Origin of the sequence: Aliivibrio sp. S2TY2 (assembly GCF_028765525.1) — a bacterium.
In the GTDB taxonomy this organism is placed as follows: Bacteria; Pseudomonadota; Gammaproteobacteria; order Enterobacterales; family Vibrionaceae; genus Aliivibrio; species Aliivibrio finisterrensis_A.
In genome coordinates this window covers 17091-30167 of the sequence record NZ_JARACS010000019.1, presented here as the reverse complement: position 1 = coordinate 30167, position 13077 = coordinate 17091, and the positions used below count along the sequence as shown (strand labels likewise).

General features: G+C 41.1%; 9 protein-coding genes. All 9 read right to left on the bottom strand.

The window, feature by feature from the left end; genetic code table 11:
* Positions 1–15: 15 nt before the first annotated feature.
* Positions 16–2421 (bottom strand): GH36-type glycosyl hydrolase domain-containing protein, encoded by a 2406-nt coding sequence (locus PVK63_RS19100; protein ID WP_130088227.1) that lies wholly within the window; start codon positions 2419–2421, stop codon positions 16–18.
* 38 nt (positions 2422–2459) lie between these two features.
* Positions 2460–4361 (bottom strand): beta-N-acetylhexosaminidase, encoded by a 1902-nt coding sequence (locus PVK63_RS19095; protein WP_165371245.1) that lies wholly within the window; start codon positions 4359–4361, stop codon positions 2460–2462.
* Between the two features lie 21 nt (positions 4362–4382).
* The gene (locus tag PVK63_RS19090) at positions 4383–5258 is read right to left on the bottom strand and encodes an N-acetylglucosamine kinase (protein ID WP_130048897.1); all 876 of its coding nucleotides are present in this window, start codon (positions 5256–5258) and stop codon (positions 4383–4385) included.
* A gap of 2 nt (positions 5259–5260) precedes the next feature.
* The gene (locus tag PVK63_RS19085; RefSeq protein ID WP_130088229.1) at positions 5261–6979 is read right to left on the bottom strand and encodes a glycoside hydrolase family 9 protein; all 1719 of its coding nucleotides are present in this window, start codon (positions 6977–6979) and stop codon (positions 5261–5263) included.
* Positions 6980–7027: 48 nt separating this feature from the next.
* On the bottom strand, positions 7028–8023 hold the full coding sequence (locus PVK63_RS19080) for an ABC transporter ATP-binding protein (protein ID WP_130088230.1): 996 nt from the start codon (positions 8021–8023) through the stop codon (positions 7028–7030).
* A gap of 22 nt (positions 8024–8045) precedes the next feature.
* A complete protein-coding gene (locus PVK63_RS19075) occupies positions 8046–9029 on the bottom strand; it encodes an ABC transporter ATP-binding protein (RefSeq protein ID WP_130088231.1) in 984 nt (327 codons plus the stop codon).
* Position 9030: 1 nt separating this feature from the next.
* The gene (locus PVK63_RS19070) at positions 9031–10056 is read right to left on the bottom strand and encodes an ABC transporter permease (protein ID WP_130046210.1); all 1026 of its coding nucleotides are present in this window, start codon (positions 10054–10056) and stop codon (positions 9031–9033) included.
* 2 nt (positions 10057–10058) lie between these two features.
* Positions 10059–11045 (bottom strand): ABC transporter permease, encoded by a 987-nt coding sequence (locus PVK63_RS19065; RefSeq protein WP_130046209.1) that lies wholly within the window; start codon positions 11043–11045, stop codon positions 10059–10061.
* A gap of 147 nt (positions 11046–11192) precedes the next feature.
* Entirely contained in the window at positions 11193–12866 is a 1674-nt protein-coding gene (locus tag PVK63_RS19060) for an ABC transporter substrate-binding protein (RefSeq protein ID WP_130048893.1), read from the bottom strand.
* Between the last annotated feature and the right edge of the window lie 211 nt (positions 12867–13077).

The window sequence follows — 13077 nt, the reverse complement described above, 5'->3', positions numbered from 1 at the left end:
GTTAATTAAACGTACTTAACCCATGATTACGATAACGTCGTTCACACTGCCTTCTGCTTGAACAGGGACAGCGCCATTAACTTCTTCGCCATTAATCGTGATAGATTGAACGCCTTTACTTACTGAGTTAGGGTTCTTAACTTGAATGTTGTATGTCGCACCACGCCATTGACGAGTCACCGAGAACTCAGGCCAATCAGTTGGAATACAAGGATCAATAGTTAACCCTTCAAATCCAGCACGTACACCAAGAATAAAGTTAGTTACTGCGAAGTAAGCCCAACCAGAAGTACCTGTTAACCAAGGGTGGTTAGCTCGGCCATGATCTTGATGATCTTTACCCATAATAAATTGTACGTATGAGTATGGTTCTGCAACACGCTTTTCAATCATGTCATTTTGGTTGTATGGGTTTAGTGCGTCGTAGAATTTCATTGCACGGTCACCACGACCCAGTTTCGCTTCTGCTACCCAAGCCCATGGATTTGGATGGGAGAAGATTGCACCATTTTCTTTTACGCCTTGGTAAACACGAGTAACAAAACCGATATCATCGTTTGGTGTTGCGAATGAAGGTGAATTTAGGTGTAAACCGTATTCAGAGAATAAGTTCTCATCAACCGCATCCATCGCTTTCTCACCGCGCTCTTGAGATACAGCACCAGATAAAACCGCTAAGGTGTTTGATTCAAGGTGAACACGGCCTTCAGTTTGCTGTGCTGTACCAATTTTGTCGCCATCTTTGGTTAGACCACGAATGTACCAACCGCCTTCTTCATCCCAAAGATGAGTTTCACACGCTTCGCGTACATTAGCTGCCATTTCCGAGTATTTAGTTACATCAGCGTCATTATTACGGAATTTTGCTAAATCTAGGAATTCTTCTAATGCCCAGAAATGTAAGAATGAAACCATTGATGATTCACCACCACCCAAGTTCAAGCAGTCATTCCAGTCAGCACGTAAACCTTTACAAATACCAGTACGGCCAACGTATTCTGCAGAGAAATCTAACGCCGCTTTCATGTGCTCATAAACAGTAGCGTTACCGCCATCAGCGTATGGGATCACTTCGTCGAAGAAAGAGTGTTCGCCAGTTTCCATTACATATTTGATGATCGTCGGAACGATCCATAAATGGTCATCAGAGCACGTATCTTCAATACCGTGGATCTTATCGTCATCCGATGGAGTAGGAACAACGGTTGGTGATTTTGATGGTTTCACGTCTGCTTTTGCAGGATCGAACCAGTCAGGATCAAATAGGTGTAGACCGTAACCCGCTTTAACTTGGCCACGTAATAAGTCTACGATACGTTTGCGAGTCATTTCAGGGTTTGCATGAGGTACAGAGATCGCATCTTGAGCTGTATCACGGTAACCAAGACCCGTACGTCCGCCTACTTCGATGAATGAAGCAAAACGAGACCAAACCACACAGGTTTCAGCTTGATACAGTGTCCAAGTGTTGATCATTGTATCCAAACCTTCGTTTGGTGATTTAACTTGGAACTTATCGCAACGCTCGCTCCAGTGATCTTTAATCTCTTGGAAAGCGGCATCAACATTAGCAACGTCTTGGTATTTTTGACGTAGGCGCTCACCGTTGCCTTTGCCTAGACCAAGTACGTAAGCAAAACGAACTTCTTCACCAGGTTGAATAGTAAATTGCTTATGAAGCGAACCACAGTGGTTGTAACAGGTTTGTGCTGAGTTAGAGCATTGACCTTTTTCAACCGCAATTGGGTTTGCTTCGTCACGGTATGCGCCTAAGAAGCTGTCACGTTGACCGTCGTATGAGTCAGGATCAAACGTAGATGCTAAGTAGTAGAAACCTTCAAAATCATTGGTGTTGTAGTAAAGATCGTATTCGATCACACCTTCATTGTAAGAAGTACCTGCAGAGTACAATGACATTTGGTGGTTTTGGTTATCTGATTGGATATGGCTGAATGAGAATTCAACAAAAGAGAATGCAGAGATAACACGAGGCTTATCGCTAGTATTCTTAATAACCACATCCCACACTTCAGCGTCTTCACCTTTTGGAACAAATAAGGTTTTAGTCGCTTCAATGCCGTTGTAATCACATTTGAATTTAGAGTAAGACAGGCCGTGACGAACTTCGTAGCTTGCTTCATCTAAGCTTTTTGCTACAGGTTGCCATGAGATTGACCAGTAATCGCCTGTTTCATCATCACGTAAGTAAACATAGTGTCCAGGGCGATCAAATGTGCCGTTTGGACGGAATTTAGTAACACGGTTGTACTCTGGAGAGTTATAGAAAGAGTAACCGCCAGCATTGTGAGAAATAACCGTACAGAATTTCTCTGTACCTAAATAGTTAGTCCATGGTGCTGGTACGTCAGGGCGAGTGATTACATATTCACGGTTATCGTTATCAAAAAAGCCGTATTTCATTGTTTTATCCTTAACTAAAATACTAATAATTGGGTGACTTATGGTTGACGGAAATTAATACCCTGACGTGTTAGGGTTGGTAATCGTCCATTTAACCTTGATAAAAAGTCTGTCCAGTTTCTGTGTTGTTTTTGTGTCCACATACCTTCAGACATTGCTAAAAGGCGTGGGAAAATCATGTAGTCCATACGCTCTTGGTTATTGATGATTTCACACCAAAGCGCGCATTGAATACCAAGAATTCGTTTACGAATAGGGTCGTTATCAGCAAGTTCTGCTAATGGTTCATAGTTATATGCATCTTCAAGAGGAAGTACATTAGCCCAATCAACCCCCGGTTCTTCAGGAGCATAATCTTGAGCCATATCTAGATAAGTCGTTTGTCCTGGTTGAAGTACCACATCAAAGCCTTGTTTAGCGCAATTAAGTGCCGCTTCTTCGCTTAACCAAGAGTAAATCACTGTGTCTTTACTGACTTTATTACCATGTTGAGCCTCTTCCCATCCAAGCATTCTTTTACCAAGCTGTTTCAATTTTGTTTCAGCGTGACGAAGTAAGTGGCCTTGAAGCTCTACTGGATCGCTATAGCCTTGTTGTTCCATTAGTTCTTGGCATTTTGAACTGTCTGTCCAAACGCCTTTTGGAACTTCATCAGCACCGATATGAATATATGGAGCAGGGAAAAGTGCAGCAACTTCTTCAAGTACCGTATCAATAAAGGTGTAAGTTCCTTCTAATGCAGGAGAAAGTACATTGTCTGTGTAATGTTGGATACTGCGATAATTTGAGTGATCGTCGGTATCAACTAATAAATGAGGTAGTGCTTTAATAGCAGCGCGACAATGCCCTGGGATATCAATTTCAGGGATCACGGTAATACCACGAACTTCAGCGTAAGCGATCACCTCTTTAATTTCTTCTTGTGAGTAAAAGCCACCATGAGAGCTAGCAACATGCGTATATTGAGGCTCTAAAAGATGGTTAGAACCACGCCAAGCACCAACTTGAGTTAATTCTGGAAATGCTTTGATCTCAACGCGCCATCCTTCGTCATCAGTGAGGTGCCAATGGAAAACATTGAATTTGTATTGAGCTAATTGATTGATTAAACGCTTTACTCGTTCAAGTGGATGGAAGTGTCTTGCGCAATCTAGCATCATGCCACGGTAGTGAAAGCGTGGCTGATCTTTAATTGTTACACATGCTACTAACTGTGTTTCTTCATTAATTAATTGTAATAACGTAGCACAAGCATGAGCAAAGCCTTCAGTTGAACCTGCATGAAGAGTGACTTTATCTTCTGTCACTAAGACTTGGTAAGCTCCTCTATCAAGAGTTGGGTTCGCAATAAATTGGATCTTTCCACTATCACTAATAGGATGACTTTTTGATGTAATTATCTCTAGCTCTTCACTTAACCATGTTGCAGGCCCTTCTGCTAAGTGAGTTTGAATTTCTAGCGAAACGTCATTTAAATTAAATAATCCATCAAGACGCTGCACTGATTCTGGTTTTGGAATTAATGATAATTCAGCGGGAGCCACTCTTGGTATTTGAGTTCGTTTAGTATGTGGTGATGCTAATACTATTGGAGAGATTGAAACCTCTAAAAATTGAGGTTTTTCGCTATCGGCAATGAATATCGCTGCATCATCAAGACCATCAGAAATAAAACGAAAAGGGGCAGTACCAATACTGAATTCAATGTAGTAATGGTTGTTTGCTTTTAGTACTTGGTTAACATTTGGAATGAGTTTGCAGAAACTACCCACTTGTTCCAAAGTGCCTTGAGTATTGCTATTTGGTGCAATAAAGCGATCAATCGTAAAATGAAATTGCCAATGATGAAGATCCACATCGCTTAAATTATGCAATGTTAAGCCAAAGCGACTTAAATTATCTTTTTCAGATAAGACTACGAGGTCTACACGATAATCCATCATCTTTTATCCTTATGAATGCTAGAACAAATTATGTTCTGTTTTTCCTGCCATCATGATGCCACCTTCAATAGCATCAAATTGTGGCTGAACTAAATATTGGCGAATAGAAGGGGATAACCACTCAACAATGCGCTCACCAATACTTCCCATAAGCGCAATCTTTGTTGCGCCTCTCTTATTTAATGCAGTTAAAAACATTTCAATATCAGCTGCGGTTTGTTGTAGCATTTCAATAGCAAGGTCATCCCCTTGTAATGCGAATGAGAAAATTGCAGGAGAAAATTGACCATAATCACATGGACGAGCTGTTTTTGACCAATCTACAATGCTGTCGATGTCATGATTAAAGTGTGCTAATACATGTTCGGTAAGTGCTGTTGCTGGTTTTATCTCATCGGAGGCCAATAGAGTATATTGAATTAAACGAAGCCCCATAATAGCGCCGCCGCCTTGATCTGATATAGGGAACTCTCGACCACCAACCACATGTTGTTGCCCATCTTGAATATAAATACCGCAAGAGCCAGTACCTGCAATCATGATCGCACCATTTTCACCTTTATGAGCACCTAAACAAGCGCCATATGCGTCAGTATTTAGTGTCAGTGAGGCAAAAGGATGTGGTAATTGCATAAAGTTATGCCAAGCTGATTTTTGTTCTGCACCAGCAAGGGCAAGGCCCACATGCATTGCTGAAAAGTCACTTTCTGATAATTTACTTTGCGCTGCGGCTTGAGTGATAGCAGTAATGATCGAATCCATAGCGACATTAATACCAAGCAATATATTGGCGCTGCCACTTTTCGCTTCACCAAGTAATTCACCTTGTGCATCGCGAATACGAGCGCGACAAGAAGTACCACCACCATCAATACCTACGTATAAATGCGTCATGATTATGCTCCTTGCTCTGAGTAATAAGCAGATTGAGACATAATGGCTAATAAATACCATGCTCCGTGAGGGATCCATTGCTCACCCCAACGCCAGTTTTGCAACATATCATCGCCATGTGGTGCTGGGTTAAATGCGATGTCTTCTTCATCGTCAAACCCGCCTGTAATACCGTTACAAACACCACCTTTAGCATTAAAGAAACCAAGCTGGGGAAGATAGTCAGGATTGTTGTGTCCATGACCGTCTAACATACACATGTCATAAGGATTTAGGCCTAATACCCAGTTCAAATTATGCTGAGCAAATTCAGTGAGTTTTTGTTTTACATTCGTTGATGCCAAGTGCGGTAGAACAAGATAACTCATGCTAGCAAGAGATCCGAGTCGTGCGTTTTCTCCTTGCCACCAATAACCTGACTCATTGTCGTGAGCAACAAAGAAAGCACTGTGTTTTTTACCATTAACGGGTTTTACATATTGTCTTGGGTAACCAAATGGATTGAATACTTCAGAAGAGACAGTTAATTCAAATTCAATCGCTTGGTTGATAATTAGTTGAGTATGAGCTTTACGGCTATTATCCGTTTCTACTTCTAAGTATTGAGATAGCGCAATAACAGGAAGGCCAGCTTCTGCTGCGTGAAAATATGGACGTTCGCCATTATCTGTCGCTGACCAGAAGTGTGAGAAATTATCATCACTTTGTTGACGAGCTGATAGTTTATCTGCCCAAGTTCGTGCTTCAATTAAGAAAGTGTTGTCTTGAGTTGTTTTGAAAAGCTCAATAACGGCAAGTAGTGCACAATACTCATCAATAATATTCTCTTCGCCATTATTTAAATAACTAAGGTTGTTTTCTTTTAAATGCCAGTAACCTTTTACTGCTGCTGCGAGATATTCTTCTTGAGTATACTCACCATCTATTGTTAAGCGAGATGCTGCGGCCAATGCTGCGATAGAAACGCCACCACCTTGGCGGAATCCTGCTTGATAGTCATCAGATTTAAGACCATCTTGGGTAGCATAAGCACAGATATCACGTTGATTGATATCCTTACTCCACTTGTCAAATACAGTCATGTAAAAGAAACCTTCCGGACTTTGCATTCTAACTAGGAAGTCAGCACCAAATAACGCCTCTTCCGTAAGACGGGTGCGAGAGAACGCGGCAAAATCCGATAGGTTTTGTGTTAGTTCTAATCCTTTTAGCATATTCCAAACAACCATCGGAATTTGCTGAGGGTTAAGATAATTTGCATAAGACAAATGACTGAGGTATTTACTTACGTCACCAGACGCATCGTACCAACCACCATGAACATCGACGGTTTCATTACTGTTTAATAAAGGGGCTTGCTTATCTTGCTTATCAAAAATGCCGCCACAACGTTGTGATTTAAAGTAGTGCATAACATCAGAAAATGTATGACTCATTAATAGGTTGGTTTTGATAATAAAAGGGTGAGAAATCGCTCCTTCGATAACAAGAATGAATTCTCCCTGTTCTGAGAATTCATTAAATGAGATCTCAGCAAAGTAACCTTGATGCCAATGAGCAACTTGGTTTGATGAAGAAATAGAAAAGCGGTGTTTTACCTCTTGTGTTTGAGTACAAACAATTTGACCTGATATTGGCTGTGCTAAGGCAGTGGTAGTTAATAATACCGCTGATTTCGGTCCGTTTGTTTCATATCCAATATGGTTAGTTAACAGTTGCATCTATTTCTCCAAAATACCAATTACTGCTGTTCGATATTACTAATGAAATTAATTTTCGTATAAGTAACAACGAACAAAATGGTTGTCTGACAGTTTTGTTACGCCAGGCATACGTTCTTTACATTTTTCTGTTACGTGAGTACAACGGCCGGCAAATGGGCAACCTGCTGATTCTGGTGTCCAAAGAGGAATTTCCCCTTTATTACCTTTCAACTTGGTATGGATCGATTTGCTTGGATCTGGCACTGCGGATACTAATAATTGAGTATACGGGTGCTGAGGATCATGGATGATCTCATCAGTGTCTCCCCACTCAACCATATGCCCAACATACATTACCGCGAGATCTTCTGCGATGTAACGAGCGGTTGCGATATCGTGCGTGATGTAAAGTAGAGACATTTCTTTCTCAAACTTCATCTCTTCCATCAGGTTAAGAACCCCTGCACGGATAGATACATCAAGCATGGATGTCGGTTCATCAGCAAGTACAACTTCGGCACCTACTGCAATATTTCGAGCAAGGTTTACACGCTGGCGTTGACCACCTGAAAGTTGATGCGGGAATTTAGCCGCAGTCTCTTTTGGTGGAATTAGACCTACTTGTTCAAGAAGATCATACACACGATCTTCTAACTCTTTCTTATTACCCGGAGCCACTTTCTTATGAATAAGAAGAGGACGAGCAATGTGATGGAAAATGTTATGGGTAGGGTTTAAAGAACCAAACGGGTCTTGCCATACCATTTGAACGCCTTCGCGATAGCTCATTAAGTCATTTTTCTTAACGATATCTTGAATATCACGGCCTTTATACTCGATTACACCGTCTGTCGGTGCGTACATTTTTGCGATCATTTTTGCTGTGGTGGATTTACCAGAACCTGATTCACCAACCACAGAAAGACCACGGCTTTTGTACATTTTGAATGATACGTCGTTGATTGCTCGCATCATTGGGTTTTTTAGTGCGTTACTGCTTACAGGGAAATCTTTAACTAGATTTTTACCTTCAATCAGTAATTCGCCAAATGCTTTGCTCATAATTTACTCCAGAAAATCCGTTTTATGCTTTTGCTTGTGCAATTGTCTCACCGTATAGGTGGCAATTTGACAAGTGACCAGGCTCAATCTGACGAAGCTGTGTAGGAATCGTACGGCATGCTTCGTGTACACGATCACAACGAGACTGAAAGCGACAACCTTGCGGTATTTCTAATAAATTAAGAGGGTTCCCAGGAATACCCGTTAATTTGTTTTTTGGTCCCGTTAGTGGCGGGAATGAACTTCCCAGCCCTTTTGTATATGGGTGGTAAGGAGAGGTTAAGATCTCTTTTGAAGAGGCAACCTCGATTAACTCACCTGAGTACATGATCCCAATGCGATCTGAGAACTCAACCATTAACGATAAATCGTGCGTAATAAATAGAATTGAGAAACCAAATTCTTCTTTAAGCGCATAAATTTTCTGTAAAATTTCACGTTGAACAACAACATCAAGTGCCGTTGTTGGTTCATCCATAATGATCATTTTAGGGTTAAGTGCTAATGCAATGGCAATAACCAAACGTTGACGCATACCACCAGAGAACTGGTGAGGATAATCACTTAAACGACTTGGGTGAATATCAACAATCTCCAATAAACCTTGAGCGCGAGTAATCGCTTGCTCACGAGTCATTGTGGTATGGCGCATGATTACATCACAAAACTGCTCTTCCATTGGAAGTACAGGGTTTAATGCGTTCATGGCACTTTGGAATACCATTGACATTTCACTCCAACGGAAAGCCTGCATTTGAGCGTCACTGTGCTTTAAGATGTCTTTACCACCAAAGAACACTTCACCACCGGTAATGAATGCTGGTGGCTTATGCAGGCGCATTAGAGAGAATGCAACGGTTGATTTACCACAACCAGATTCGCCTGCTAGACCAAAGACTTCACCTTTACCAATGTCAAAACTCACATTGTTTACTGCTCGTACATCACCTGATTCAGTAATGTAATCCACACATAGATTGCGGATAGAAATTTGTGGGTCAGTCATATTAATCTTCCCTGTTCCAATTTAATTCTGGTTTACCTAAATCTGGTTTACGTTCGTTAGTGTCTTGAGCCGCTAGTTTTTTCCAGCGTTTCATGCCTTTATGAGAACGTAGTTGTGGGTTTGCAATCTCATCAACCGCAAAGTTCAGCATTGCAAGACCGATAGCTAGAATAGTCAGAGCCATACAAGGAGCGATTAATTCCCACCATGCGCCAATTAGAATTGATGATGATGTTTGTACGTTGTAAAGCATGATGCCCCAACTGATTGTACTTGGGTCACCAAGACCTAAGAACGAGATTGTTGCTTCCATCATGATTGCGTACATAACCGAACCGATGAAACTAGCACCAACAATTGAGATAAGGTTTGGAAGAATCTCAACAAAGATGATACGCCATGATGACTCACCTAATACTTCGGCAGCTCTTACAAATTCTTTCTCACGTAACGCTAAAGTTTGGGAGCGGATAACACGAGCACCCCAAGCCCAGGAGGTACACCCTATGATGAGGGCGATAGTCATAGGCCCAGCTTCACCAATAAAGGCAGCAAGAACGAATAGCAGTGGATATTGAGGTATAACCAGCATGATATTCATTGCTGCTGTTAGTACATCATCCACTTTTCCACCAAAGTAACCTGCAGAGATACCGATAATCGTTGCTAAGAAACACACAACTAAGCCAGCACCAAAACCTACCGCTAGTGATACACGAGCACCATGAGCAAGTTGAGACCAAACATCACGACCCATACGGGTTGTTCCCATTACGTGATCTGCTTTCTTAGACATTAGTAATGTACGACGATCTGTCGCAAGATTTTCTGATACCCAACCATCAGGGTTATTCTGAGCTGCGTTTACAACAAAGCTTGGGTATTCATGTGGTTTACCTGTACGTTTATCTGGTGCGTGATCACTAAGAAATGGTGCGAACACAGCAATAAAGATAAACATGAATAGGATACCTAAACCAAATAGAGATTTAGGGTTACCAGAAAGTAATTTAATTAAGCCTTTCATTATTATTTTCCTCCCTTGCGTAGGCGAGGGTCTAGAACAACATATAACATGTCAGCAAGAAGGTTAAAGAACAGCATGAACAGAGTCATGATAAGAAGCTGACCTTGAAGAACTTGGTAGTCACGAGATGTGATAGCGTTAAATAGTACAGAACCAAGACCTGGGTAGTTAAAGATAATCTCAACGATTAATTGACCACCAATCGCCATACCTAGTGACATTGATAAAGCAGTAACACTTGGAAGCATTGCGTTTCGTGCAGCATAGTTAAATACAACTCGGTTTTCGCTTAATCCCTTTCCTTTAGCCATGGTGATGTAATCTTCACCAAGTAGGTTAATCATGTTGTTACGCATGTTAATTAGGAAACCACCAATTTGAACGATTGAAGCACATAACAGTGGAAGTATTGCATGATAAGCAACATCTTTGATAAATGCCCAACTTGTCCAATCAGGAATTACACCTGGGGTATACGCATACCCTGTTGGGAACCATTTTAAGCCGACAGCAAAAGTAAACATGGCAAGCATAGCAATAACTACTTGTGGGACAGCTTGAATAACCAGCATCCCAGGAGAGATGAATGTGTCATAAGCACTGCCGCGTTTCCATGCTGCGAAAATACCTAGGATTGAACCTAAAGAGAAAGACAAAACAACCGCGGTACCAGCAAGAAATAGAGACCAACCAAATGCGCCGCCTAATAGTGTATTTACACTTAAAGGGTAGAACTTGATAGAAGTACCTAGATCCCAAGTTAGAATGTTTTTGATGTAGATAAAGTATTGCTCGTATAGAGGGCCATCAACAAAACCAAGCAGTTGTTTCATCGCCTCGATACGCTCAGGAGTTACCTGAGTGGTTGCATTAGCGAACATCATGACAACAGGATCACCTGGCATTGCTCGCGGAATGATGAAGTTAATCGTTGCAGCAACGACCAACGCAATAAAATAGAACGATAAACGTCTTAGAAAAAATCCCATAACTCACACCTTACTCATCCAGATATTGTTTGCCTGACCTGGAAATCAGGACATAAAAACCCCTGACGACGAGCGCCATTCCTTTAGCTAGTAGGGAAGGGGGGAATAGGCGGTGCACAAGGGGTACACCGCAAAGATAGTTACATATTACTTAACAGGTTTTAGGTCAAGAACGTGTAGAAGACGCTCAGGGATACCTGCCCAGATATTTGGACGACCCTTAGGATTCTTCTCGTTCCACCAACCAGTGAAGCGTTTAGTGTTGTATTGGTACATGTAAGCACCAGACATTACAGGGATTGTTACTTGATTCTCTGCAATGATTTTCTGAATGCCATGAGCGATTTCTAGTTGCTCATCACGGTCAGCTGTTTTGTAGAAGCTATCAAGTAGTGCATCCAGTTTCGCATCTTTGAAGTAGTGCATTGCGAAACGTGGCATACCATCACCATTTTGAAGTGCTGAGTTATAAGCACTGTTCCAGTATAGGTGAGGATCGGCACCGTGGAAGTAGTTAGTGTAAGCTACATCATAAGTTGCATCTAACATCGCTTGGTTGTAAACCGCAAACTCTGGAGTACGAGCTTTTGCTTTAATACCAACTTCATCTAGTTGCTCAACAGCAAGTTGAACCGTGTTGTTGAAGTCAGTCCAACCATTTGGTGATTGCACTAGAAGCTCAAACGATTTACCTGATGGAGTTTCAACGTATCCATCACCGTTAATGTCTTTAAAGCCTGCTTTAGCTAGTTGCTTTTGAGCCGCTTCAACATTGTATGTATTGAATTTCTTGTACTTGTTATGAATAGCTTCATCAGACCATGCTTCAAATGCATAACCAAGACCAGATGCGAAATCATTCACAGTACCGCCGCCGTAGAATGCGATATCAATGATGGTTTGACGATCAAGAGCCATACCCATAGCGCGACGGAACTCAACGTTTGTTAGTGCTTCATTTTTAGCTGCATCAGGGTTTTTGAAGTTAACCATGAATGCTTGTGTACCTGATGGCGGGTACCAGTATTGGTGGTTAGGACTTGCTGAAGCGTAAGTACGGTCAATGTCAGGAATGAAAGATGAAGTCCAATCAAGTTCTGAGTTAACTACTTTACCTAATAATTGGTCGTTGTTTGCGATTTGAGGTACACGTAAACAGTCTACATCTAGGTTGTCGTTATCCCAGTAATTCGGGTTACGACATTGAATGTAAAGTTGTGGTGTAAAAGTATCAATTTCAGTAAATGGACCTGTACCTACTGGATTTTCGTTAGTAAACGTTGTTGGGTTTTCAACTTTAGACCAAATGTGTTCAGCAACGATTGGAACTAATGAAATTTCGTATGGAACGTTTGAGTTAGCTTCAGATAGGCTAAATTTAACTTGATATTCGTTTACGCGTTCAACTTTTGTTACCCATTTATTGATACCACGTTGATCAAGCTCAGGCTTGTCTTTTAATAGTTGGTAAGAATAAATCACATCATCCGCTGTGAATTTCTCACCATCAGACCATTTTACTCCTTTACGAATATCAAAAGTAACACTCATAAGATCGTCAGACATACGGAAGTCTTCAGCAAGACGCATTACAGGTTTATTACCGTGCATCTCATTAAAGATAACTAATGGTTCGTAAACAAAATCAGTTGTTGTACGAAGGTTAGTTGCTAAGTATGGGTTAAAGTTTTGGATCATTGTAGGGTAGAAATCTGGCACTACTGTTAGCTCACTACGAGCAGCTGCATCTGTTGCTGCAAAACCCGTTGTTGCTGCTAATACAGCAGCAGCTAGTGTAGTTTTTTTAATATTGGCAAGCATAGCTGTTCCTTACTCTTTGCTTTAGTTTCACGATATATACGTCTTTATCAATTTGATAAACACACATTAAAGACCTACCTCAAATCCATTTTTCCAAATTGCGTTTAAATGTTTTTTGAGTGGCCTGTAGGCCTTGGGCATGTATAGAAAAGCGCTTTTGCATTAAAACGTCAATTTCGATTACCGTTAAAAACGGCAAAATTGATGGATT

Excerpts from the sequence above, each read along its gene's own strand:
- PVK63_RS19095 (WP_165371245.1), bottom strand. The coding sequence starts at position 4,361 with ATGGATTATCGTGTAGACCTCGTAGTCTTATCTGAAAAAGATAATTTA.
- PVK63_RS19065 (WP_130046209.1), bottom strand. The coding sequence starts at position 11,045 with ATGGGATTTTTTCTAAGACGTTTATCGTTCTATTTTATTGCGTTGGTC.
- PVK63_RS19080 (WP_130088230.1), bottom strand. The coding sequence starts at position 8,023 with ATGAGCAAAGCATTTGGCGAATTACTGATTGAAGGTAAAAATCTAGTT.
- PVK63_RS19060 (WP_130048893.1), bottom strand. The coding sequence starts at position 12,866 with ATGCTTGCCAATATTAAAAAAACTACACTAGCTGCTGCTGTATTAGCA.
- PVK63_RS19070 (WP_130046210.1), bottom strand. The coding sequence starts at position 10,056 with ATGAAAGGCTTAATTAAATTACTTTCTGGTAACCCTAAATCTCTATTT.
- PVK63_RS19075 (WP_130088231.1), bottom strand. The coding sequence starts at position 9,029 with ATGACTGACCCACAAATTTCTATCCGCAATCTATGTGTGGATTACATT.
- PVK63_RS19085 (WP_130088229.1), bottom strand. The coding sequence starts at position 6,979 with ATGCAACTGTTAACTAACCATATTGGATATGAAACAAACGGACCGAAA.
- PVK63_RS19090 (WP_130048897.1), bottom strand. The coding sequence starts at position 5,258 with ATGACGCATTTATACGTAGGTATTGATGGTGGTGGTACTTCTTGTCGC.
- PVK63_RS19100 (WP_130088227.1), bottom strand. The coding sequence starts at position 2,421 with ATGAAATACGGCTTTTTTGATAACGATAACCGTGAATATGTAATCACT.